21 protein-coding genes are annotated in these 21,780 nt (G+C 64.8%); 5 read left to right on the top strand and 16 right to left on the bottom strand.

Going from position 1 to position 21,780, the window contains the following annotated elements:
* Positions 1-5: 5 nt before the first annotated feature.
* From PCLY_RS21295 to PCLY_RS21240, 12 genes are all read right to left on the bottom strand, one after another.
* Entirely contained in the window at positions 6-962 is a 957-nt protein-coding gene (locus tag PCLY_RS21295; protein ID WP_061242032.1) for a hypothetical protein, read from the bottom strand.
* A 192-nt stretch (positions 963-1,154) separates the two neighbouring features.
* The gene (locus PCLY_RS21290) at positions 1,155-1,520 is read right to left on the bottom strand and encodes a DUF5064 family protein (protein ID WP_061242030.1); all 366 of its coding nucleotides are present in this window, start codon (positions 1,518-1,520) and stop codon (positions 1,155-1,157) included.
* Between the two features lie 11 nt (positions 1,521-1,531).
* Complete coding sequence (gene arcC, locus PCLY_RS21285; RefSeq protein ID WP_061242028.1) at positions 1,532-2,458, bottom strand: carbamate kinase; 927 nt, start codon at positions 2,456-2,458, stop codon at positions 1,532-1,534.
* A gap of 146 nt (positions 2,459-2,604) precedes the next feature.
* Entirely contained in the window at positions 2,605-3,615 is a 1,011-nt protein-coding gene (locus PCLY_RS21280; RefSeq protein WP_061242026.1) for an ornithine carbamoyltransferase, read from the bottom strand.
* A gap of 64 nt (positions 3,616-3,679) precedes the next feature.
* The gene (gene arcA, locus PCLY_RS21275) at positions 3,680-4,930 is read right to left on the bottom strand and encodes an arginine deiminase (RefSeq protein ID WP_061242025.1); all 1,251 of its coding nucleotides are present in this window, start codon (positions 4,928-4,930) and stop codon (positions 3,680-3,682) included.
* Between the two features lie 74 nt (positions 4,931-5,004).
* Entirely contained in the window at positions 5,005-6,432 is a 1,428-nt protein-coding gene (arcD, locus tag PCLY_RS21270) for an arginine-ornithine antiporter (protein ID WP_061242023.1), read from the bottom strand.
* Positions 6,433-6,770: 338 nt separating this feature from the next.
* Positions 6,771-10,706, bottom strand: coding sequence for a trifunctional transcriptional regulator/proline dehydrogenase/L-glutamate gamma-semialdehyde dehydrogenase (putA, locus tag PCLY_RS21265; protein WP_061242021.1), 3,936 nt, complete (start codon positions 10,704-10,706; stop codon positions 6,771-6,773).
* 665 nt (positions 10,707-11,371) lie between these two features.
* On the bottom strand, positions 11,372-11,599 hold the full coding sequence (locus tag PCLY_RS21260; RefSeq protein ID WP_061242019.1) for a DUF2790 domain-containing protein: 228 nt from the start codon (positions 11,597-11,599) through the stop codon (positions 11,372-11,374).
* An 88-nt stretch (positions 11,600-11,687) separates the two neighbouring features.
* Positions 11,688-11,870 (bottom strand): hypothetical protein, encoded by a 183-nt coding sequence (locus PCLY_RS21255; RefSeq protein ID WP_061242017.1) that lies wholly within the window; start codon positions 11,868-11,870, stop codon positions 11,688-11,690.
* A 91-nt stretch (positions 11,871-11,961) separates the two neighbouring features.
* Positions 11,962-12,918, bottom strand: a complete 957-nt coding sequence (locus tag PCLY_RS21250) for a LysR family transcriptional regulator (RefSeq protein ID WP_061242015.1) — start codon at positions 12,916-12,918, stop codon at positions 11,962-11,964.
* A gap of 40 nt (positions 12,919-12,958) precedes the next feature.
* On the bottom strand, positions 12,959-13,561 hold the full coding sequence (locus PCLY_RS21245; protein WP_061242013.1) for a LysE/ArgO family amino acid transporter: 603 nt from the start codon (positions 13,559-13,561) through the stop codon (positions 12,959-12,961).
* Positions 13,561-13,974, bottom strand: coding sequence for an ACT domain-containing protein (locus PCLY_RS21240; RefSeq protein WP_061242011.1), 414 nt, complete (start codon positions 13,972-13,974; stop codon positions 13,561-13,563). Before PCLY_RS21240 ends, PCLY_RS21245 begins: the two co-directional genes overlap by 1 nt.
* A 94-nt stretch (positions 13,975-14,068) precedes the next feature.
* Between PCLY_RS21240 and PCLY_RS21235 the strand changes: the two genes are divergently transcribed.
* Together PCLY_RS21235 and PCLY_RS21230 are read left to right on the top strand one after the other, a co-directional pair.
* Positions 14,069-14,965 carry a LysR family transcriptional regulator ArgP gene (locus PCLY_RS21235; RefSeq protein WP_061242009.1) on the top strand — a complete coding sequence of 299 codons (897 nt, stop codon included), beginning with the start codon at positions 14,069-14,071 and terminating at the stop codon, positions 14,963-14,965.
* A 101-nt stretch (positions 14,966-15,066) separates the two neighbouring features.
* Positions 15,067-16,065 carry an NAD-dependent epimerase/dehydratase family protein gene (locus PCLY_RS21230; protein WP_061242162.1) on the top strand — a complete coding sequence of 333 codons (999 nt, stop codon included), beginning with the start codon at positions 15,067-15,069 and terminating at the stop codon, positions 16,063-16,065.
* Here PCLY_RS21230 and PCLY_RS21225 read toward each other — a convergent pair.
* Positions 16,056-16,343 carry a hypothetical protein gene (locus PCLY_RS21225; protein ID WP_061242007.1) on the bottom strand — a complete coding sequence of 96 codons (288 nt, stop codon included), beginning with the start codon at positions 16,341-16,343 and terminating at the stop codon, positions 16,056-16,058. The two genes, PCLY_RS21230 and PCLY_RS21225, sit on opposite strands and share 10 nt — an antisense overlap.
* Before the next feature lie 350 nt (positions 16,344-16,693).
* On the opposite strand from PCLY_RS21225, the gene PCLY_RS21220 reads away from it, so the two are divergent.
* Complete coding sequence (locus PCLY_RS21220) at positions 16,694-17,542, top strand: hypothetical protein (RefSeq protein ID WP_061242005.1); 849 nt, start codon at positions 16,694-16,696, stop codon at positions 17,540-17,542.
* 109 nt (positions 17,543-17,651) lie between these two features.
* On the opposite strand, the gene PCLY_RS21215 is transcribed toward PCLY_RS21220, so the two are convergent.
* Complete coding sequence (locus tag PCLY_RS21215; RefSeq protein ID WP_061242003.1) at positions 17,652-18,701, bottom strand: alkene reductase; 1,050 nt, start codon at positions 18,699-18,701, stop codon at positions 17,652-17,654.
* A gap of 27 nt (positions 18,702-18,728) precedes the next feature.
* Positions 18,729-19,031, bottom strand: a complete 303-nt coding sequence (locus PCLY_RS21210; protein WP_061242160.1) for an ArsR/SmtB family transcription factor — start codon at positions 19,029-19,031, stop codon at positions 18,729-18,731.
* A gap of 126 nt (positions 19,032-19,157) precedes the next feature.
* Here PCLY_RS21210 and PCLY_RS21205 point away from each other — a divergent pair, with 126 nt between their 5' ends.
* Both PCLY_RS21205 and PCLY_RS21200 read left to right on the top strand, forming a co-directional pair.
* Positions 19,158-19,745, top strand: coding sequence for an acyl carrier protein phosphodiesterase (locus PCLY_RS21205; RefSeq protein ID WP_061242001.1), 588 nt, complete (start codon positions 19,158-19,160; stop codon positions 19,743-19,745).
* Positions 19,746-20,069: 324 nt separating this feature from the next.
* A complete protein-coding gene (locus tag PCLY_RS21200) occupies positions 20,070-20,918 on the top strand; it encodes a universal stress protein (protein WP_061241999.1) in 849 nt (282 codons plus the stop codon).
* 4 nt (positions 20,919-20,922) lie between these two features.
* On the opposite strand, the gene PCLY_RS21195 is transcribed toward PCLY_RS21200, so the two are convergent.
* Positions 20,923-21,699: a lysophospholipid acyltransferase family protein gene (locus PCLY_RS21195; protein ID WP_061242158.1), complete on the bottom strand. Its 777-nt coding sequence runs from the start codon at positions 21,697-21,699 to the stop codon at positions 20,923-20,925.
* Between the last annotated feature and the right edge of the window lie 81 nt (positions 21,700-21,780).

Genomic DNA, 21,780 nt, shown 5'->3' with positions numbered 1-21,780 from the left:
CGTGGCTATCGGCTGAGACTGTCGATACTGAGATAGAGCGATAGCCACGGATGCTCGGGTTGGCTGGTTTTGCTTTTTTCGATCAAGGATTGGATGAGTTTGAGCGGCATGGTGTCCGACGCCAGGTCTTCGACTGCGAGGTTCTGCCAACTGCCTGAACCATCCTTGCCAACCACGTAGGCCAGGATGGGGTTGTCCTGGTTATTCAGGTTCTGATACTCCGGCAGGGTTGGCTCCCGGCTGGGGTCGTTGCGTAGCATCGACGCTGCAAAGGCCTCCAGCTCGGTCGCGGGTGGCCAGTTTCGCCAGGCCTTCTCGCCTTCGCTCATGCTGCCGAGCAACTGCGCATCTCTGAGATAACTGGTCACCATGAACCAGGGCGCGGAGTCATCCGTTCTTTGCAGTGTCTCACTCAACTCATATGTTTCGTTGCGATGCACCAGATCTCGATTGGTCATTTCCAGAAACGCGACCTGGCGCTCTGCTGTAGTAAACAGTCCTGAGTCATCGAAGGAAATTTTTGAAAGCGTCACTCGATCCAGTGCTGCGAATGGGTTTTCCGCCGAGCGATTGCTATGCAGCTTCTCTTCACCGTAATGATGGCTGAGAAGGTAGTTGGCTGCTTGCTGGGCCAGGACTTGTCGTTCCGGGCTCGGATCCTGAGGAACTTCCTTGAGGAAGTCGGCATTCTTGCCCTGTGCCTTGATCTGCTGGTGGTTGCTTTCCACAAACTCGTCGAAGCCGACCGCCGCGCTGGCCTTGCCCGCGGACTCGTTTTTCAGGAGCAAGGATATCTTCGTGGCGGCGGGCGAGAGGGTTACCTTCACGCCCGTGTCGCTACCGACGGCCTGTGGGCCAGGTGATGACTTGGATGGAGCGGCGTCGCGTTGAATAACGGCGTTAGCCGAGCCCGCCTTGAAGGAGCGGTATGCCAGTAGTCCTTCCACGCTGAAGTGTGTCATGTCCACATCCCTTGGTTTGTGCTGTCCTGCGCGCGCAGCTAGCTGCCGCGCCATGTGATCTAGATCGGCACTTGGGCGGGCGTCTTGAGGTGCAGCCACTTCTGCGAGCGCTGCTGACGGCGGTAGTCGAGCGGCTTCAGCGATGCGCGCGGCGCCCTCTGCAGGCGCTGCGTTTGTTCGGATGCAGATGTGTCAGAGCACGTGATTCAGGTTCACCGGCTCGCCCGGCCTGGCATGCAGTTTGGCGCGAATGTCGGCGAAAATGCGGTCGTACTCCTCGTGACTGCGCATCACCGGGCTGGCCTTGATCGGCAGGCCGTGACGCGCGGCGACGCGGGTGGCGACACTGGCGAAGTTGTAGGCAACATCGCGGTACAGCTCGAATTCTTCCGCGAATGGCTTGCCGTCCACGTCGCCAGCAAGACGCATGTGCAGCATGGGGCCGCGCTCTGGGTCCTGGCGCACGTCATAGTAGAAATCGACCGTGAACGGCGGTGCGTGACGCAGGGAGGCCGGAAGGTCGAGGTTGTCGCGATGCAGATGGCCGGGCGTGAACATGAGTGCATCTCTCAGCGATAGACGATGCAGTTGCAGTCCAGGCTGATGCGTGTGCCGCAATGCCCCTGGACGATGGCCTCGATGTTCTCCAGCGAGCCGATCACCGCGGTGTTGCCGGTATTGCGCGCGAACTCACAGGCGGCCTGCACTTTCGGTCCCATGGAGCCGGCAGCGAAGCCGAGCTTTGCCAGCGCGTCGGGATGGGCTGCAGCAATGGAGTGCTGCGTCGGCTTGCCCCAGTCCATGTAGACGGCGTCGACATCGGTGGCGATCACCAGCAGGTCGGCAGCCAGCTGTTCGGCCAGCAGTGCCGAGCACAGGTCCTTGTCGATCACTGCCTCGACGCCACGCAACTGCTGGCCGTCGTACATCGTCGGGATGCCACCGCCACCCGCGCAGATCACCACGCTGCCCTTTTCCAGCAGCCATTTGATCGGGCGGATCTCGAAGATGCGCTGCGGCCGTGGACTGGCCACCACACGGCGGAACTTGTCGCCGTCGGCGGCGATGCTCCAGCCTTTTTCGGCGGCCAGGCGTTGGGCCTCTTCTTTGCTGTAGACCGGGCCGATGGGTTTGCTGGGGTGCTTGAAGGCCGGGTCGGCGCCATCCACTTCCACCTGGGTGAGGATGGTGGCGAAGGGCACCTCGAAGGGCAGCAGATTGCCCAGCTCCTGCTCGATCATGTAGCCGATCATGCCTTCGGTTTCGGCGCCGAGTACGTCCAGTGGGTAAGGGTTGGCGGCATCATAGGCGTTGCCCTGCAGGGCCAGCAGGCCGACCTGAGGGCCGTTGCCATGGGCGATCACCAGCTCAACGCCTGGCGCTACCTTGGCGATCTGCTGGCAGGCGACGCGCACGTTGTCACGCTGGTTGTCCGCGGTCATGGCTTCGCCGCGACGAAGCAGGGCGTTACCGCCCAGGGCGATGACGAGTCGCATGTGCGATTCTCCTTGTTCGTGTTCGTAGCCCGGATGTAATCCGGGGCGGAGGTGCAGGTCATTCCCGGATTGCATCCGGGCTACGTGACTGAGTTGCCGGCCAGGCCCTCTCCCATCAACGGGAGAGGGGAGACAAGCGAGCCGCGTCAGATATCAGCCAGAGTGGCCACCAGAATCGCCTTGATGGTGTGCATGCGGTTTTCTGCCTGTTCGAAGGCGATGTTCCAGGGCGACTCGAACACCTCTTCGGTGACCTCGATGCCGTTGGCCAGCTGTGGGTGCTTCTCCGCGATCTGCTTGCCGACCTTGGTTTCGCTGTTGTGGAAGGCGGGCAGGCAATGCATGAACTTCACCCGTGGGTTGCCGGCGGCTTTCATGATTTCGGCATTGACCTGGTAGGGCAGCAGTTCCTGGATACGCTCGCCCCAGGCTTCCACCGGCTCGCCCATCGACACCCAGACGTCGGTGTGGACGAAGTCGACGCCCTTGACCGCTTCCTTCGGATCTTCGGTGAGCAGTAGGCGCGCGCCGCTTTCCTCGGCGAAGCGCTTGCAGGCGGCGACGTGTTCGTCGCTCGGCCACAGCGCCTTGGGCGCGGCGATGCGCACGTCCATGCCGAGCTTGGCGCCGATCAGCAGCAGCGAGTTGCCCATGTTGTTGCGCGCATCACCGAGGTAGGCGTAGGCGATGTCGTGCAGCGGCTTGTCGCTGTGTTCGCGCATGGTCAGCACGTCGGCGAGCATCTGCGTCGGGTGGTACTCGTCGGTCAGGCCGTTGAACACCGGCACGCCGGCGTAGGTGGCCAGTTCTTCGACGATCTCCTGCTTGAAGCCGCGGTACTCGATGGCGTCGTACATGCGCCCGAGCACGCGGGCGGTGTCCTTCATCGATTCCTTGTGGCCGATCTGCGAGGAGTTGGGGTCGATGTAGGTGACGTTGGCGCCCTGGTCGTAGGCGGCCACCTCGAAGGCGCAGCGGGTGCGGGTGGAGGTCTTCTCGAAGATCAGCGCGATGTTCTTGCGGTGCAGATGTTGCTGCTCGGTGCCGGTGTACTTGGCGCGCTTGAGGTCGCGCGACAGGTCGAGCAGGTAACGCAGCTCGCGGGTGCTGTGGTGCATCAGGCTGAGCAGGTGGCGGTTGTGCATGTTGAACGCCATGGTTCTCTCTCCTTGTGGGCCGTCGAAGCACCCCGGCAGCGGATGGCCGCCGGGGTTGGCGGGGTCAGTAATCGATAGGGTCGCGGATGATCGGGCAGGTCATGCAATGGCCGCCGCCACGGCCGCGCCCCAGTTCGCTGGCGCTGATGGTGATGACCTCGACGCCGGCCTTGCGCAGCAGGGTGTTGGTGTAGGTATTGCGGTCGTAGCCGATCACCACCCCCGGCTCCAGGCAGATCACGTTGTTGCCGTCGTCCCACTGCTCGCGCTCGGCCTCGTAGGCGTCACCGCCGGTTTCCACCACGCGCAGCTTGGCCAGGCCGAGCGATTCGGCGACCACCTCGACGAAGGGTTTGTCCTCGCGGCGCACGTCGATGCCGCCGGGGCGGCTCTCGTCCGGGCGCAGGGTGAAGGGCACGATGGAGTTGGCCACTTCCGGGAAGATGGTCACCAGGTCGCGGTCGCAGAAGCTGAACACAGTGTCCAGGTGCATGGCCGCACGGGAGCGATCGAGGCCGGCGACTATGACCTTGTCCGCCGCGCCCTTGGCGAACAGTGCGCGGGCCACCTGGCCAATGGCCTGGTGCGTGGTGCGTTCGCCCATGCCGATCAGCACGGTGCCGTTGCCGATTGGCATGACGTCGCCGCCTTCCAGCGAGGCCGAGCCGTGATCCTTGTCCGGGTCGCCGTACCAGATCTCGAACTGTTCACCGGCGAAGTCCGGGTGGAATTTGTAGATGGCGCTGGCCAGCAGGGTTTCCTGGCGCCGTGCCGGCCAGTGCATGGGGTTGAGGGTGACGCCGCCGTAGATCCAGCAGGTGGTGTCGCGGGTGAACTGGGTGTTGGGCAGTGGCGGGAAGATGAAGCTGGCTTCGCCCAGGTAGGCGTTGAACATCTTCGCCGCCTCGGATTCCTGGTGCTTGGCCAGGTCGGCGCCGGACACGCCGCCGATGAGGAACTCGGCGATGCGTCGCGGCTCCAGGGACTCGACGAAATCGCGCACTTCCGTGAGCAGGCCGAGGCCGACGCTGTTGGCGGTGATCTTGCGGTCGAGGATCCACTGCAGCGCCTGCGGGTCGCGCACCGTCTCCTCGAGCAGGTTGTGCATCTCCACCACCTCGATGCCGCGTTCGCGCATCTTGGTCATGAAGTCGAAGTGATCGCGCTTGGCCTGGGACACCCAGATCACGTCGTCGAACAACAGTTCGTCGCAGTTGGCAGGGGTCAGGCGCAGGTGCGCCAGGCCCGGCGAGCAGACCATCACCTTGTGCAATTTGCCGGCTTCGGAATGAACGCCTAGGGCTTTCTTGGACATGTCGAACTCCTTCTCGTAGAGCGAGTTTTCAGGCTGGCCGGCGCCCCGTCGCGGGCCGCTCATGGCCAGCGGTGTTACAGACTCAGGAAACCGGCATACAGCCCGTAGGCCGCGATGGCGGCGCCGATCAGTACGGCGACGAAAATCAGTTTTTCCAGAGCGGTGAAAACGGGCTGCCCCAGCTCGTGCTTGGCCTTGGCGAAGAGGATCGCGCCGGGGGCGTAGAGCAGCGCCGAGAGCAGCAGGTACTGGATACCTGCGGCATACAGCAGCCACAGCGCGTACAGGGTGGAGATCAGCGCGATCAGCAGATCCTTGTTGCGCTCGCCGGAGGCGCTTGCGTAGGTCTCGCCGCGTACGGCCAGCAGCACCGCATAGGCGCTGGACCAGAAGTACGGCACCAGGATCATCGAAGTGGCCAGGTACAGCAGGCTGAGGTAGGTGGAGGCGCTGAACAGGGTGATGATCAGAAAAAGCTGGATCAGCCCGTTGGACAGCCACAGCGCATTGGCCGGAACCTGGTTGGCGTTCTCCTTGCGCAGGAACTCGGGCATGGTGTGGTCGCGGGCGCTGGCGAAGAGAATCTCACCGCACAGCAGCGTCCAGGACAGCAGCGCGCCGGCCAGCGAGACGATCAGGCCGATGGCGATCAGCTGGGCGCCCCAGGGGCCGACCACCTGCTCCAGCACGCTGGCCATGGACGGGTTCTTCAGCCCGGCCAGTTGCGCCTGGGCGAGGATGCCCTGGCTGAGCACGTTGACCAGCACCAGCAGCAGGAGCACGCCGACGAAGCCGATCACCGTGGCCTTGCCGACATCGCTGCGTTTTTCGGCGCGGGCGGAGAAGATGCTCGCACCCTCGATGCCGATGAACACCCAGACGGTGACCAGCATCATGTTGCGCACCTGATCCATCACGCGGCCCAGTTCGGGATTACCAGCGCCCCAGAAGTCCGTGGTGAACACGTCCAGCTTGAAGGCGATGGCGGCGATGATGATGAACAGCGCCAGCGGCAGCATCTTCGCCACCGTGGTCACCGTGTTGATGAAGGCTGCCTCCTTGATCCCGCGCAGCACCAGAAAGTGCAGCAGCCAGAGCAGAATCGAGGCGCAGATCACCGCTGGCAGGGTGTTGCCTTCGCCGAATACCGGGAAGAAGTAACCCAGGGTGGAGAACAGCAGCACCAGGTAGCTGACGTTGCCGATCCAGGCGCTGATCCAGTAGCCCCAGGCCGAGGAGAAGCCCATGTAGTCGCCGAAACCGGCCTTGGCGTAGGCGTATACGCCGCCGTCGAGTTCGGGCTTGCGGTTGGCCAGGGTCTGGAACACGAATGCCAGAGTCAGCATGCCGACCCCGGTGATCAACCAGCCGATCAGGGTAGCGCCGGCGCTGGCGCTGGCGGCGATGTTTTGTGGTAGCGAGAAGATACCGCCGCCAACCATGGAGCCGACGACCAGCGCGACGAGGGCGCCGAGGCGGAGTTTTTGCGTCGAAGCAGACATCTCAATTACCTCCATGTCACCTGTGGGGACTGAGGTATTGAGCGCGCTTGGCCAGCGTAGCACCCTGATCTGAATCAATGCTCAGGGTTTATCGACGCACACCTTTGCGAGCTGCATCGCAGGCTGGGGGTCGTTTCGCTGAAGGGGAGGGAGCGGGCGGGGCGGTTGGCCCCGCTCGACGCGCTGGCCGGGTAGGCTGGCGCAGACCCTAAGGTCAAAGGAAGGAGCACGACGCCGGGCGGGTAGCCCCTGCAGGCAGTTGCGTCATGTGGGTACAGCATGCCGTGGAAAGCTTTCAGCCAGCTTTCCACGGCATGACTTATCGATGACCTTGGCGTTTAACCAATGGTCATCAGGCTGGCGTTGCCACCAGCGGCTGCGGTGTTGACGCTCAGGGCGTGTTCCACCAGCAGACGCTCCAGGGCGATGTCGGTCTCGCCCTTGTTCAGGCCGTGCACGCTGATGATCGCGCCCTTGCGCTGCGCCGCCTGCTCGCTCACCGCGCGCAGCTGATCGGAGTCGCCGTGGTGCAGGATGGCGTCCAGCTCCACGTCGACGCTGTTCCAGTCACCCACCAGCTGGATGTGCTTCTGCACCTCCTTCGGCAGTTCGCTGTACAGCGCGCGCTGGCTTTCCAGCCAGATCGCCCGGCTGCCGACGGCCAAGGTGGCAGCCAGCTGCGCCAGCAGATCGCCGCGCTCGTCGGCCAGGTTCAGCACGTGCTCGCGCGGCAGCAGGGTGTAGCTGTTGCGCTCGCCGGTCGGGCCGGTCAGCGTGTGCGCGCTGTAGCTCTGCGACAGTGCGCGATACTGCTCGAACAGCGCGGCGATGGCCGGTTCCTGCTTGCTCGCCCACTCAGCGAAGGCGGTGCGCAGCTTGTCCAGCTCGGTAGGGGCCGGCAGTACCTGCACCTCGGCCTGCTGCAGGTACTGGGCGACAGCCTCCTGCGGGCGGGTCGAGAGCAGGCGGAACAGGTACAGCGGACCACCAGCTTTCGGACCAGTGCCGGACAGGCCTTCACCGCCGAACGGCTGCACGCCGACCACGGCGCCAACCATGTTGCGGTTGACGTACAGGTTGCCGACCTTGGCGGTGCCGACCACCTGGGCGATGGTCTCGTCGATGCGCGTGTGCACGCCGAGGGTCAGGCCGTAGCCGCTGTCGTTGATCTGCTGCAGCAGCTTGCCCAGATCGGCGCGCTGGTAGCGCACCACGTGCAGCACCGGGCCGAAGATCTCGCGTTTCATCTCATCGAAGCTGTCCAGCTCGACCAGGGTCGGTACGACGAAGGTGCCGCGCTTGATCTCGTCACCGTTGACGCGCGCCAGTTGAGTGACCTTGCGGCCTTTCTCACGCAGCTTGGCGATATGGGTTTCGATGCCGGCCTTGGCTTCGGCGTCGATCACCGGGCCGATGTCGGTATTGAGGCGCTCCGGGTTGCCGAGGGTGTATTCGGCCATGGCGCCCTTGAGCATGGTCAGCACACGGTCGGCCACGTCGTCTTGCACGCACAGCACGCGCAGGGCCGAGCAACGCTGGCCGGCGCTGTCGAAGGCGGAGGCGACCACGTCCATCACCACCTGCTCGGTCAGCGCCGAGGAGTCGACGATCATGGCGTTGAGGCCGCCGGTTTCGGCGATCAGCGGAATGGTGCGGCCCTGGGCGTCGAGGCGCCCGGCGATGTTGCGCTGGAGGATGCCGGCCACTTCGGTGGAACCGGTGAACATCACACCACGCACACGCTCGTCACCCACCAGGCGCGCGCCGACGGTTTCGCCACGGCCCGGCAGCAATTGCACGGCACCGGCCGGCACGCCGGCTTCGAGCAGAATGCGCACGGCCTGGGCGGCGATCAGCGGCGTCTGTTCGGCCGGCTTGGCCAGTACGGTGTTGCCGGCGGCCAGTGCGGCGGCCACCTGGCCGCTGAAGATCGCCAGGGGAAAGTTCCACGGGCTGATGCACACCACCGGGCCCAGCGGGCGGTGGCTATCGTTGCCGAAGCTGCGTGCCTGGATCGCGTAGTAACGCAGGAAGTCCACCGCCTCGCGCACCTCGGCGATGGCGTTGGCGAAGGTCTTGCCGGACTCGCGCACCAGCAGGCCCATCAATTGCTGCAGCTCGGCTTCCATCAGGTCGGCGGCGCGCTCCAGCACGGCAGCGCGTTCGGCGGGCCGGGTGGATTGCCAGATCTGCCCACTGGCCAGGGCGCAGAGGATGGCGCTGTCGACGTCGGCAATGCTGGCTTCGCGCACGTGGCCGACCAGATCGCGGTGATCGGCCGGGTTGCGCACCGGCTCCGGCTCGCCCGGGTTGGCGCCATCGCAACCGAGCATCGGCTCGGCCAGGTAGTTCAGGTTGGCGGTCGACAGCAGCGCCGATGACAGCGAACCGAGGCGGTGTTCGTTGGCCAGATCCAGGCCGGCGGAGTTGACCCGCTCCTGGCCGTACAGGTCACGCGGCAGGGCGATGCGCGGATGCGGCAGGCCGATGCTGCCTTCCTGCGCGGCCATCTGCTCGACCTGCAGCACCGGGTCGAGCACCAGGTCTTTCAGCGAGATGCTGTGGTCGGCGATGCGGTTGACGAAGCTGGTGTTGGCGCCGTTTTCCAGCAGGCGGCGTACCAGGTAGGCCAGCAGGGTTTCGTGGCTACCGACCGGGGCGTAGATGCGGCACGGACGGTTCAGCTTGCCATCCTTGAGCTTGCCCACCACTTGCTCGTACAGCGGCTCGCCCATGCCGTGCAGGCACTGGAACTCGTACTGGCCCGGGTAGTAGTTCTGCCCGGCCAGGTGGTAGATGGCCGACAGCGAGTGGGCGTTGTGGGTGGCGAACTGCGGGTAGATGGCTTCCGGCGCGGCCAGCAGCTTGCGCGCGCAGGCGATGTAGGAGACGTCGGTGTACGGCTTGCGGGTGTACACCGGGTAGCCTTCCAGGCCGTTGACCTGGGCCAGCTTGATTTCGCTGTCCCAGTAGGCGCCTTTCACCAGGCGGATCATCAGGCGGTGACGGCTGCGCTTGGCCAGGTCGATCACATAGTCGATCACGTACGGGCAGCGCTTCTGGTAGGCCTGGATGACGAAACCGATACCGTTCCAGCCGGCCAGGCTTGGCTCGAAGCACAGGCGTTCGAGCAGATCCAGCGACAGCTCCAGGCGGTCGGCTTCCTCGGCGTCGATGTTGAGGCCGATATCGTACTGCTTGGCCAGTTGGGTCAGGCTCAGCAGGGTCGGGTACAGCTCGTCCATCACCCGCTCGTACTGGGCGCGGCTGTAGCGCGGGTGCAGGGCCGAGAGCTTGATCGAGATGCCCGGGCCTTCGTAGATGCCGCGACCGTGCGAGGCCTTGCCGATGGCGTGGATGGCCTGCTCGTAGGAGGCCAGGTAACGCTTGGCGTCTTCCTCGGTCAGCGCGGCTTCACCGAGCATGTCGTAGGAGTAGCGGAAGCCCCTGGCTTCCAGGGTGGCGGCATTGGCCAGGGCTTCGGCGATGGTTTCGCCGGTGACGAACTGCTCGCCCATCAGGCGCATGGCCATGTCCACGCCCTTGCGGATCACCGGTTCGCCGCTCTTGCCGATGATGCGGTTGAGCGACGAGGTCATGCCGGCCTCGTTGTGGGTGGACACCAGCTTGCCGGTGATCAGCAGGCCCCAGCTCGCCGCGTTGACGAACATCGACGGGCTCTGGCCGAGGTGCTGGCTCCAATTGCCATTGGCGATCTTGTCGCGGATCAGTGCGTCGCGGGTGGCCTTGTCAGGGATGCGCAGCAGGGCTTCGGCCAGGCACATCAGGGCCACGCCTTCCTGCGACGACAGCGAGAACTCCTGCAGCAGACCCTGTACCAGACCCTGGCGGCCGCTGGCGTTCTTCTGGTTGCGCAGCTTCTCGGCAATCCCCAGGGCCAGCTTCTGCGAAGCCTCGGCCTGTTCCGGGTTCAGGCGTGCCTGCTCCAGCAGCATCGGCACCACTTCGGTCTCCGGGCGACGGTAGGCGCTGGTGATGGCGGCGCGCAGTACCGACTGCGGGAGAATGCTCTCGGCGAAGTCGAGAAACACCTGCAGGCCTTGCTCGGTCAGCGACTCCAGGGCTTCCTCACCGGCTGCGGCAGCCAGGCCGGCATGTTCGGCGGGCGTCAGGCCACTCTCGACTTGCTCCAGATAATTGAAGATCGCCTGCTTGATCATCCAGTGCGGCGTACGGTCGATCTGCGCGGCGGCCTTTTTCAGGCGCTCGCGGGTGGCATCGTCGAGTTTTACGCCAAGAGTGGTAGTAGCCATGGAGAGTCCTACTTATTGTCAGGTTATGCACGGTAGAAAAATTGCCTGGGCAATTTTTGACGTCGCCTGCGACGGCCCGATGCGTTGCCGCCATGAATGGCGGGCAGCAAAAAAGCTGCGGGAGATTAAACCTGCTTTGGTCCTTGGTGCAACTAGGTGCAACCAATTAGATCAGCGTCCCGACGGACGTTCATTCCGCGCTGGATAATGCTGCTCAAGCCCCGTTTTATGCTGGCTTACGCGGCATGAGGGGTGTTCGCCAGTCTTGACGCGGGCGCTGAGAAACATTCGCCTGATGCTGCGGGTCGATGCGCTGCGCCATGCTGGTGCAACCTAGGTGCTACCCGCGCGCGGTCGCTTGCCAGCGGGATGACCAAGGCGTCGAGCGCTATCGCAACTCGGTAACCTCTATTGAGCATAGACCGCGAGATTGCCGGGGTGTGGTTCCCGGTCGTCGGGCGCGTTGTGCTGGCGTGTTCGCGCAGGGTGGCGGTGAAGGTCGGCGGTGGGCGTGATAGAGGCGCAGGGTGGGGTATGCATGCGCCTGGATGGCGGGGGGGTTGAACAGCGCATTCGCATAAGTCCGGTAGGCCCTGGATCGCTGGCGCGGCGGCGATCAGGGGCAGGCTGATGCTCAGCGCGGCCGGTGCGGGCGCGGGCAGTAGTCAGTAATCGCAGCCTTCGCCCATGCGCAGGTAGGTCAGTGTGTGCTGCTCACCTTTGGAGTCCAGATAGACCATTTGGGCTTCACCTGTTTCGCAGCCTTGCGGCAAGGTCTGGCTGATGACCTTGGCAATGTCCAGGTGCATGCCGTAGTGGTAATGCTCGGGCGTTTCGGCCTGCGTCTGGGTGGTCGCACAGGCGAGCGCCAATAGATAGACGATACGTTTCATGATGGCCTCGATGTTCGGGAAAAAGGGTCGGATCAGCGGCCCGAGGGGCGCCGGTCAGGAGCAGGGCCGGCGCCAGGGAAGCCTGGGTTCAACCGTGCTGATCGGCGTTCTGCGTGCTCGCGGCTTGCGCCTGCTGGGTCGGGGCGCTGTGCGAATGTTGCTGATAGGCCTGCTGGTGGGCGACGAACGCGGGGGACTCTTCGGCGAAGCAGGCCTGAGTGGCAAGCAGGGCGGAAAGGGACAGGGCAGCGGCAGTGATAAGGTTTTTCATGGGGGCGATCCTCTTGCGGACTCTTCGTGGGTTCGAAGTCATCCTATTGAGGCTGCTGAGCCCGAAAAAGCGCGATCCGGGTGAATGACCATTACCTTTCGCGCAACAATTTCTCCGGGCTTGCCCAGTGCTGCGCATCGTCCAGCACCGCCTCGTCGGCGAGCAGCAGCGGCGGCAGTTCGGCCTTGAGAAACTCCACCCAGGTGCGCGTCTTGGCATCGAGGAAGCGTCGCGACGGATACATCGCGTAGATGTTCAGCGCGCGCAGCCGGTGTTGCGGCAGCAGGCGGAGCAGGCGCCCTTCGCGCAGCGGCTGGCTGGCGACGAAGGAGGGCAGCAGGCAGAACCCCATGCCGGCCTGGGCCGCCTTGACCAGCGCCTCGGCGACGTTGACCTGGAAGCATTCGGCCGGCAGCGCCTGCAGCGGGTCGTCACTGAAATCCCATTGGCCGCGGTAGAGCGGATCGGTCAGGCGCAGATGGCGATGGCGCTGGAGGTCAGCCGGGTGCTCGGGAATCCCGTATTCAGCCAGGTAGCTGGGGGCTGCGCAGATCACGCTGTGGATCGCCCCCAGGCGCTGCGCGACCAGTTGCGAGTCAGGCAGGTCGCGGGCGAAGGCGATGGTCACGTCATGGCCGTCTTCGAGCAGGTCGGGGGTGCGCTGGGCCAGGGTCAGTTCCACCACGACCTGAGGGTGGTGTTCGGCATAGCGGGCGATCAGTGGGGTGATGTGCTGCAGGCCGAGGCCGGTCATGGTGTGCACGCGCAGGCGGCCGCTGGGTGTCTGGTGGGCGCCGCGGGCTTCGGCGTCGGCCTCGTCGACCTGATCGAGAATCTGCCGGCAGCGCTCCAGATAATGCTCGCCGGTTTCGGTCAGGGCCAGGCGCCGCGTGGTGCGTTGCAGCAGGCGTGCTTCAAGGTGCTGCTCCAGGTCGGCGATCAGCCGTGACACCTGTGCGGTGGACAGGTCGAGTGTCTGGGCCGCGGCGGTGAAGCTGCCGCGCTCGACCACCTGAACGAACACGCGCATTGCATGCAAGGTATCCATTGTTGCTCCTGGCGTAATGAGCCAGGCGCATTATGCGCGATTACAGCGCGCCCAGGATCAGTTGCGCGGCCACCGTGAACATCATCGCCGCCACACCCAGGTCGATCAGGCGCCAGGTCAGCGGTCTGGCCAGCCAGGGCGCAAGCCACGCGGCACCGAGGGCCAGCGCACTGAACCAGAGCAGCGAGGCGCTGGCGGCTCCCGCTGCATAGGCGCCTGGCTCGGGCTGCTGGGCGCCGAGCGAACCGATCAGCAACACGGTATCCAAATAGACATGCGGGTTGAGCAGGGTGACCGCCAGGGCCGCGAGCAGCACGGCGCGCAATGAGCGTGGTTCACTGCCGGCCGCCTGCAACGATTGCGGCCGTGCGGCGCGCAGCAGCGCCTGGCTGCCGTACCAGATCAGAAACGCGGCGCCGCCCCAGCGGGCGATGGCCAGCAAGGTCGGACTCTGCGCCAGCAGCGTGGCCAGGCCGAACACGCCGGCAGCGACCAGAATCGCATCGCAGAGGATGCACAGGGCGGCTACGGGCAGATGGTGTTCACGGCGCAGGCTCTGCGCCAGGACGAAGGCGTTCTGCGTGCCGATGGCCATGATCAGGCCGATGGCGACCAGCAGGCCGTTGCTGTAGCTCTGCCACATCACGCTGGCTCCGGCATGGACGCTGCCGACAGGGCGCGCAGGGTGTACAGCGCCTTTTCGGCGCGCTCGCTGGGGACGAAGAGGTGGTCGTGGTGAAAGCCGGCGACCACGTTGCAGCTGATTCCTGTCTGCGCCAGGGCGGCGGAGAAGGAGGCGGTCAGCCCGACGGCCGCCAGTGACGAGTGCACCTGCAGGGTGATCCAGGCCGCGACGTAGTCATAGTGCAGGCCATGGGCGTCTGCGCTTTCGCGGGTCAGCACCAGGCTCAGGCCTTCGGCTTCGCGCAGGCTGGCGATCGGTTGCAGGGCACTGCAGTCATGCTCGACCGGGACGCAGCAGAACACGTACTGACCTGGGTTGAGCTGCGGCGTCATGCTGCGCAGCAGGCGCGCGAGGTTGGTTTCGCCGGACATTGCGGGCTCCTGATTGGGCTGAATGCTGGCGAGTCTGCGACGTCTGGATGTATAAGAGAAACCAATATTACTGATCGCTCATTAGGAAAATCGATTGTTCGATTACAAGCTTCTTGCCGCTCTGGCGGCGGTGGTGGAGCAGGCTGGCTTCGAACGCGCGGCGCAGGTGCTGGGGCTGTCGCAATCGGCGGTGTCGCAGCGCATCAAGCTGCTCGAAGCGCGGGTCGGCCAGCCGGTGCTGGTGCGTGCCACGCCACCGGCGCCCACCGAGATCGGGCGGCGCCTGCTCAACCACGTGCAGCAGGTGCGTCTGCTCGAACGCGACCTGCAGGGCCAGGTTCCAGGGTTGGACGAGCAGGCCTTGCCCGAGCGCCTGCGCATCGCCATCAATGCCGACAGCCTGGCGACCTGGTGGGCGGCGGCGACGGCCACGTTCTGCGCCAGCCAGCAGGTGCTGATGGAACTGGTGGTGGAGGACCAGGAGGTCGGCCTCAAGCGCATGCGCGCGGGCGAAGTAGCTGGCTGCGTGTGTGCTGCCGAGCGTCCGGTGGCGGGGGCGCGCAGCCTGGCGCTGGGCGCGATGCGTTATCGCGCGCTGGCCAGCCCGGCCTTCATCGCCCGGCATTTTGCCGGTGGCGTCACTGCCGAGGCACTGGCACGTGCGCCGGCCATCGTCTACGGCCCGGATGATCAACTGCAGCATCGCTATCTGGCAGGCCTCGGTGTCTCGGGGGCCTTCGCTTATCACCTGTGCCCGTCGTCCGAAGGTTTCGTACGTATGACCGAAGGCGGCCTCGGCTGGGGCCTGGTGCCGGAATTGCAGGTGCGTGAGGAGCGGGCCAGCGGCAGGCTGGTGGACCTGGTACCCGAGCGCTGCATCGATGTGCCGTTGTACTGGCACCACTGGCGCAATGGTGGGGAGTTGCTCAGCGAACTGACCCAGCAGCTGCGTCTTCACTCTGCCTCGGTGCTGGTGCCGTTGCACCTATGAGCGGCCCGCAGGGTCGTAGTTATGGCCGCCGCCGACAACGCGCCACGACGATGGCGCTGCTAGAGTGCGGCAATGACAAGAATCCAGGGTAGGGGATGGCGATGAAGATTCTGGTCACCGGCGCGAGTGGCTTCATCGGTGGGCGCTTCGCTCGTTTCGCGCTCGAACAGGGGCTGGCCGTGCGAGTCAACGGCCGTCGTGCCGAAGGTGTGCAGCACCTGATCAAGCGTGGCGCCGAATTCGTTTCAGGTGACCTTGCCGACGAGGAGTTGGCGCAGGCGCTGTGCCGGGATGTCGAGGCGGTGGTGCATTGCGCCGGAGCGGTTGGCGTGTGGGGCGACTACGCGCATTTTCATCAGGCCAACGTCACCCTCACCGAAAACATCGTCGACGCCTGCCTCAAGCAGAAGGTCCGGCGCCTGGTGCATCTGTCTTCGCCATCGATCTACTTCGATGGAAGGTCCCATGTCGACATCCGCGAGGAGCAGGTGCCCAAACGCTTCTCCGATCACTACGGCAAGACCAAGTACCAGGCCGAACAGCAGGTGTTCGCCGCGCAGGAGTTCGGTCTCGAGGTCATTGCCCTGCGTCCGCGCTTCGTCACCGGTGCAGGCGATACCAGCATCTTCCCAAGGTTGATCGGCATGCAGCGCAAAGGCCGCCTGGCGATCATCGGCAATGGCCTGAACAAGGTCGACTTCACCAGCGTGCACAACCTCAACGATGCCTTGTTCAGCTCGTTGCAGGTTGGCGATGCCGCGCTTGGCCAGGCGCACAACATCAGTAACGGCGCCCCGGTGCCGTTGTGGGACGTGGTCAATTACGTGTTGCGGCGCCTGCAGTTGCCCGCGGTGACGCGGCATGTGCCGTTGCCGCTGGCCTATGCGGCAGCGACGCTCAATGAAGGTGTGTGTCGGGTGCTGCCGGGGCGGCCGGAGCCGAGCCTGTTTCGCCTGGGTGTGGCGGTGATGGCCAGGGATTTCTCCCTGAACATCGACCGCGCTCGCGATCTGCTCGACTACGAACCCAGGGCCAGCCTGTGGGATGCGCTGGATGAATTCTGCACCTGGTGGCAGGCGCAGATGGGGCCTCAGGCGTAGATGCGCTGCCCGCGATAGACGCGCACCGAGCCGGTAGGCGCGCCGGACTGTAGCCCGGCCGCTGCCAGTGCAGTGACCGTCGCGCGCTGCGGTTGATCGGACAATTGCGCCAGGCGCTGACCGAGGCGGCGGGTTTCTTCATCTGCGGACTTCATGCTGCCATCGAGCATGGCGTCGATCGCGTCGACCTGGCTCAGGCGAATGTCCATGGCCTGCTCGTCACGCAGGCGACGACGCAGCGCTTTCATGCAGTCCAGCACTTCTTTGTTCAGTTCCATTGCCACTTCCCCCGTTTGCTTGAGGGGTCACGGAATCGGGCCTTCCTCGCCATCCGTAACCGCGCCAGCCTTCATCCTGCGACTGGAACTCTTTTTTGTGCGTTGCAGAATTTTCAGGCCGCCTGCTGGCTCGTTAGCGACGCTCTACCGGCGTGTTCGCGACAGGAGAAAAGCAAAGTGCGTACCAGTTCATGTTTTGCGGAACTGCTGGGTTGCAGACGAGTCGATGGCCCTGTCGCGCCCTTCGTCGGTGCGTCGCGCACCTGCTTGGCGCGACGCTGATGGTGTAATGGCGAATCGGTATACTGCGCGGCATTTCCGTTTCTTCGTTCCAAACCATAGGTCCGACCATGCGTAACGACGCCAACGACGAGCTCGACAACCTGCCCAGCCTGACCCCGGACCGCCGTGAGGAGTTTGTCGAACCGCGCGACGAACCAGCGCCGCGCAGCAGCCGCCCCAGCGCTAGCAAGGCGCCTGTGGTCAAGGGTGCCAGCACCGGGCCGCTGTGGGCGCTGGTTGGCGCTTTGAGTTTCGCCCTGGCAGGCCTGGGTTGGTGGAGCCTGCAGCAGATCGGCATGATGGAGCAGCGCCTGGTGGCGACTCAGGAAAGCTTCGCGCGCATCAGCGAGGAAGCGGCCGGACGTATTCAGGATATTTCCGGCAAGGTGGTGGCGACCGAGTCCAGCGTCACCACTGGCAGCGAGGCGCTCAAGCTGCAGGTCAAGCAGTTGGAAACGCGCCTGGCCGAACTGGGCAAGCAGCAACAGCAGAGCGCTAGCGCGCAGGCTGCGCTGGACAAGCGCGTCGAGCAGTTGGGTACAGAGCTCAAGAGCGGCATCGGCGCCAGCGCCGATTTCGACAAGCGTCTGCAAACGCTGACCAGCGAGCAGGCGGCACTGAAGTCTGCGCAGGGCGATGCCAAGGCCACCGAGGCTGAGCTGGCCAAGCTCGACAGTCGTATCAAGGCCCTCGGCGGCGATATCGATGCGCTGAAAAAGCAGGGCAACCCGGCCCAGGCCATTCGCAGCCTGGAGCAGGACCTGTTGGTACTGCGCAGCGAGCTGGACAATCGCCCGGCCCCGAGCGCCGGCCCCAACACCGCCGAGTTCGATGCCTTTCGCGCGCAGATGACGCGCAACATCAACACCCTGCAGAGTCAGGTGGTGAACCTGCAGCAGCAGATCAATCAGCGCTGATTGCCATTACCTCGATAAACCAACGCCCCGCAATGCGGGGCGTTTTTGTTTGCTCGTGGCTAAAGCCCTTCCCACAGGTGTCATGCCCGGGGAGGGGCTTGGCTGACGATTACAGGCGCGGATAGTCGATGTAGCCGACCGGGCCGGAACCGTAGAAGGTTTCCGGGTGCGGCTCGTTCAGCGCGGCATCCTGCTGCAGGCGCTCTGGCAGGTCCGGGTTGGCGATGAAGGGGATGCCGAAGGCCACGGCGTCGGCGTTGCCTTCTGCCAGCCAGGCATTGGCCTGATCCTTGGTGAAGCGCTCGTTGGCGATGAACACGCCGCCGAATGCTTTCTTCAGTTGCGGGGTCAGGCTGTCATCGCCAGCCTTTTCGCGGGCACAGATGAAGGCGATGCCGCGTTTGCCCAGTTCGCGGGCAACGTAGCCGAAGGTTTCGGCGCGGTTGGCGTCGCCCATGTCATGGGCATCGGCACGCGGCGCCAGGTGCACGCCGACGCGGCCGGCGCCCCACACGGAAATCGCCGCATCGGTCACCTCCAGTAGCAGGCGCGCACGGTTCTCGACGCTGCCGCCATAGCGGTCGGTGCGCTGGTTGGTGCTGCTCTGCAGAAACTGGTCGAGCAGGTAACCGTTGGCACCGTGGATTTCCACGCCATCGAAGCCAGCGGCCATGGCGTTTTCCGCGCCCTGACGATACGCCTCGACGATATCGGCGATCTCTTCGGTTTCCAGTGCGCGCGGGGTGACGTAGTCCTTGAGCGGACGCACAAGGCTGACATGGCCGGCCGGCTGGATCGCGCTCGGCGCGACCGGCAGTTCGCCGTTCAGATAGGTCGGATCGGAGATGCGCCCGACGTGCCACAGCTGCAGCACGATCTTGCCGCCGTTGGCGTGCACGGCCTGGGTGATGTTGCTCCAGCCGCGAACCTGCTCGTCGGACCAGATGCCGGGGGTATCCGGATACCCCACGCCCATCGGCGTGACGGCGGTGGCTTCGCTGATGATCAGGCCGGCCGAGGCGCGTTGGGTGTAGTACTCGGCCATCAGCGCGTTGGGCACGCGGCCTTCGTCGGCGCGGCAGCGGGTCAGCGGCGCCATGATGATGCGGTTGTTCAGTTGCAGATCGCCGATCTGAATGGGGTCGAACAGTGTGGGCATGGTGGTTTCTCCGAAGGAAAGGTCAAATCACAGTTGCTGGCCGAGGCGCTCGACGAACGTCTGGATCAGCTCGTCGTTGCGCTTGAAAAAGTGCCATTGGCCGACCTTGCGGCTGGTCACCAGACCGGCGCGCTGCAGGGTGGTCAAATGGGCGGAAACGGTGGATTGCGACAGCCCGGTACGCTGGAAGATCTTGCCGGCGCACACACCGATTTCCAGCGGATGATCCTGTGCGGCGAAGTGGCGTTCGGGCTCCTTCAGCCAATCGAGGATGTCGCGGCGTGCCGGATGGGCGAGGGCCTTGATGATGGCGTCGAGGTCGATTTCCATGGTGGTGTCGGTCCGTATCGTCATGTGGCGAACCTTATATCGTCTCTGAGCGATATACAGATCGATTGTTCCAATAGTCTCCATCGACGGCTTCGATTGTCCTGGCGTCGGCGTTAAGCTCGGGGCATGAACTACCTCGCCCATCTGCATCTTGGCGGCGACGCGCCGCCGCAACTGCTTGGCAGCCTCTATGGCGATTTCGTCAAAGGCCCACTGAACGGGGCCTGGCCGGCGCCCATCGAGGCGGCCATTCGCCTGCACCGGCGCATCGATGCCTTTACCGACAGTCACCCGCTGCAGGCGCGTGCCCGCGCCCGCTTTCCCGTCGAGCGGCGGCGCATGGCCGGCATGCTGCTGGACCTGTTCTTCGACCATTGTCTGGCCCGCGACTGGTCGAGCTACGCGCTGCAGCCGCTGGATCACTTCACCGGGCGGGTCTATCAGGTGCTGGCGGCTGAGCCCGAACTGCCGGGGCGCCTGGCGCTGATGGCGCCACGCATGGCCGCGCAGGACTGGCTGGGCAGCTACCGCGAGTTCGCGGTGCTGGAGCAGGTTATCGCCGGCATGCAGCGGCGCCTGTCCAAACCGCAGTTGCTCGACGGCAGCCTGAGCGAGCTGGAGCGGTTGTATGAACCGCTCAGCGAGGACTTCCGCGCTTTCTATCCCGAGCTGATGGCCTTCGCTGCCGCCGAGCTGGCCGCGAGCAAGCCATAGCCCGGATGCAATCCGGCGCTTTGCCCGCATTGAGCAGTACTCAAACCCTTGCACCGACCTGCCGTTGCCTGGCGGCGGCCACGCTCCTGTGCGTCGCCGCGCCGGGCTGCGAGCGTTTTTGTGCAGTCAATCCGGGCCGGGCGTGGTCACTATTTCAAAGGGGGCCGGATCGGCATGTATCACCTGCGCTGAGCGGGGCGTTATCGCCGATGGTTATGGCTGCCCTGGAGCGCTTTACCGCGCCCGAGCTGACCTGCATCAAGGCGTGCGAACTCGGGAGGCGCTTGAATGTAACGCGGTGTCATACGGATGGAGGAACACGAGATGATCAAGATTCTGGTAGCAACCGACCTGTCCGAGCGCTCGGCGCATGCGGTACAGCGTGCCGTGCAACTGATCCGTCATCAGGGCGGCGGTGAGTGGAGCCTGCTGCACGTGATCGATGACGATGCGCCGGCCGCACACGTGCAACGTCAGGTGCAGCAAGCCGAAACCCTGCTGCAGGCGCAGGCTGAACGCCTCGGCGAGCAGGCCGGCAGCGTGCCACGGGTGATCGTGGGCACTGGCGAAGCGGCCACGGTAATCGTCGAAAGCGCCCAGGGGACGGGGGCCGACCTGCTGGTAGTGGGGGCGCATCGCAAGTCGGCGCTGCGCGATTTCTTCGTCGGCACCACGCTCGAGCGAGTGGTGCGCAGCAGCCATCTTCCGGTGTTGCGGGTCAATGGTCCGGTGACGCACGAGTACCGTCATGCGCTGTTGGCGATGGATCTGTCGCGTACCTCGCAACAGGCGTTGAGTCGGGCCCGCGAGCTGGGGCTGGCGAGCCTGGACAACCTGCATGTGGCCAGCGCGGTGGAGCCGCTGGCGGCAGGCGCGGTGATGGAAGTCGGGGTCAGTGCCGAGGTGCTGGAGAGCCAGCGTGAGCAGTTGCGCAAGCAGCTGGTGGAGCGCCTGGATACCATCGGCGCGAAGCTGGGCCATGAACGCTTGCTGGTACAGATCGGCTCACCCGAAGGGGTAATCGGCGAGGCCCTGAAGCACTCAGGTGCCGATCTGCTGGTGCTCGGTACCCATGCCCGTGAAGGCGTTTCGCGCTTCTTCCTGGGCAGCGTCGCCAGTCGCCTGCTGGCCTCGCTCGACAGCGACGCTTTGATCGTGCCGCCGGCTGACTGATAGCTCAGGCGGCTTCGACCTGTTCCGTCTCGGCGGCGTTCAGGCGCAGGGCACTGGCGATGATGGCCTGGCTGTGCCGGGCCAGCTCGTTGCGGCTGCGTGATTCGCTGGGGATCGGAGCCAGCAGGCGTATCTCGACCTCGCAGGCCGAGTTCGACAGCAGGCGCAGCAGGTGCGACAGCATGTCGTCGTCGCCCACGAATGGCGCCACCGAGCAGGGTTGACCGTCGCGCAGGTAACGGATGGCCACCGGTTGCAGTGCCACACCGCTGTCGATGGCGCTGCTCAGCAGGCGACCGTGAAAGGTGCGCAGGGCCAGGCCGTCGGTGGTGGTGCCTTCAGGAAAGATCAGCAGGTGATGGCCTCGCTGCAGGTGCTGGGTGAGCTGCTGGCTCACCTGGCTGCTGTCGCCCGCGCCGCGACGGATGAACAGCGTACCGCCCTTGTGCGCCAGCCAGCCGGCCAGCGGCCAGCCACGGACTTCCGCCTTGGACAGGAAGGACAGCGGTTGCAGGGCGCCGAGCAGGGGAATGTCGGTCCATGACACATGATTGGCGACCCATAGCATCGGCTGCGTCGGCAGCTCGCCCTCGACCCGCACGCGAAATGGCAAGGCGCCGCCCAGGCGCGCCAGGAACCAGCGGGTCAGGCGCTGACGTAACGGCATCAGGTCGTGCCGCACCAGGCGCTCGTACAGGCTGACGATGCTGGCCAGCAGGGCGCCGAAGGTGATTACCAGGGCCAGGTGAAGCAGACGTATGGATAGACGCAGTTTGGCCATCAAGGCCTCCGCTTGAAGACGTGTGCCGGCATTATCCATGGATAGCGTCGTTTGGCGATGCCTGGCGGTCAGGCTGTCGTG

The sequence above is a fragment of the Ectopseudomonas composti genome, from assembly GCF_001567565.1.
In the GTDB taxonomy this organism is placed as follows: Bacteria; Pseudomonadota; Gammaproteobacteria; order Pseudomonadales; family Pseudomonadaceae; genus Aquipseudomonas; species Aquipseudomonas composti_A.
Note: the sequence above shows the minus strand (reverse complement) of the source record. Positions and strands in the feature narration are given on the sequence as shown.

Coding starts and splice junctions, on each gene's coding strand:
- PCLY_RS21295 (WP_061242032.1), bottom strand. CDS start 962: ATGACACACTTCAGCGTGGAAGGACTACTGGCATACCGCTCCTTCAAG.
- PCLY_RS21290 (WP_061242030.1), bottom strand. CDS start 1,520: ATGTTCACGCCCGGCCATCTGCATCGCGACAACCTCGACCTTCCGGCC.
- arcC (WP_061242028.1), bottom strand. CDS start 2,458: ATGCGACTCGTCATCGCCCTGGGCGGTAACGCCCTGCTTCGTCGCGGC.
- PCLY_RS21280 (WP_061242026.1), bottom strand. CDS start 3,615: ATGGCGTTCAACATGCACAACCGCCACCTGCTCAGCCTGATGCACCAC.
- arcA (WP_061242025.1), bottom strand. CDS start 4,930: ATGTCCAAGAAAGCCCTAGGCGTTCATTCCGAAGCCGGCAAATTGCAC.
- arcD (WP_061242023.1), bottom strand. CDS start 6,432: ATGTCTGCTTCGACGCAAAAACTCCGCCTCGGCGCCCTCGTCGCGCTG.
- putA (WP_061242021.1), bottom strand. CDS start 10,706: ATGGCTACTACCACTCTTGGCGTAAAACTCGACGATGCCACCCGCGAG.
- PCLY_RS21260 (WP_061242019.1), bottom strand. CDS start 11,599: ATGAAACGTATCGTCTATCTATTGGCGCTCGCCTGTGCGACCACCCAG.
- PCLY_RS21255 (WP_061242017.1), bottom strand. CDS start 11,870: ATGAAAAACCTTATCACTGCCGCTGCCCTGTCCCTTTCCGCCCTGCTT.
- PCLY_RS21250 (WP_061242015.1), bottom strand. CDS start 12,918: ATGGATACCTTGCATGCAATGCGCGTGTTCGTTCAGGTGGTCGAGCGC.
- PCLY_RS21245 (WP_061242013.1), bottom strand. CDS start 13,561: ATGTGGCAGAGCTACAGCAACGGCCTGCTGGTCGCCATCGGCCTGATC.
- PCLY_RS21240 (WP_061242011.1), bottom strand. CDS start 13,974: ATGTCCGGCGAAACCAACCTCGCGCGCCTGCTGCGCAGCATGACGCCG.
- PCLY_RS21230 (WP_061242162.1), top strand. CDS start 15,067: ATGAAGATTCTGGTCACCGGCGCGAGTGGCTTCATCGGTGGGCGCTTC.
- PCLY_RS21225 (WP_061242007.1), bottom strand. CDS start 16,343: ATGGAACTGAACAAAGAAGTGCTGGACTGCATGAAAGCGCTGCGTCGT.
- PCLY_RS21220 (WP_061242005.1), top strand. CDS start 16,694: ATGCGTAACGACGCCAACGACGAGCTCGACAACCTGCCCAGCCTGACC.
- PCLY_RS21215 (WP_061242003.1), bottom strand. CDS start 18,701: ATGCCCACACTGTTCGACCCCATTCAGATCGGCGATCTGCAACTGAAC.
- PCLY_RS21210 (WP_061242160.1), bottom strand. CDS start 19,031: ATGGAAATCGACCTCGACGCCATCATCAAGGCCCTCGCCCATCCGGCA.
- PCLY_RS21205 (WP_061242001.1), top strand. CDS start 19,158: ATGAACTACCTCGCCCATCTGCATCTTGGCGGCGACGCGCCGCCGCAA.
- PCLY_RS21200 (WP_061241999.1), top strand. CDS start 20,070: ATGATCAAGATTCTGGTAGCAACCGACCTGTCCGAGCGCTCGGCGCAT.
- PCLY_RS21195 (WP_061242158.1), bottom strand. CDS start 21,699: ATGGCCAAACTGCGTCTATCCATACGTCTGCTTCACCTGGCCCTGGTA.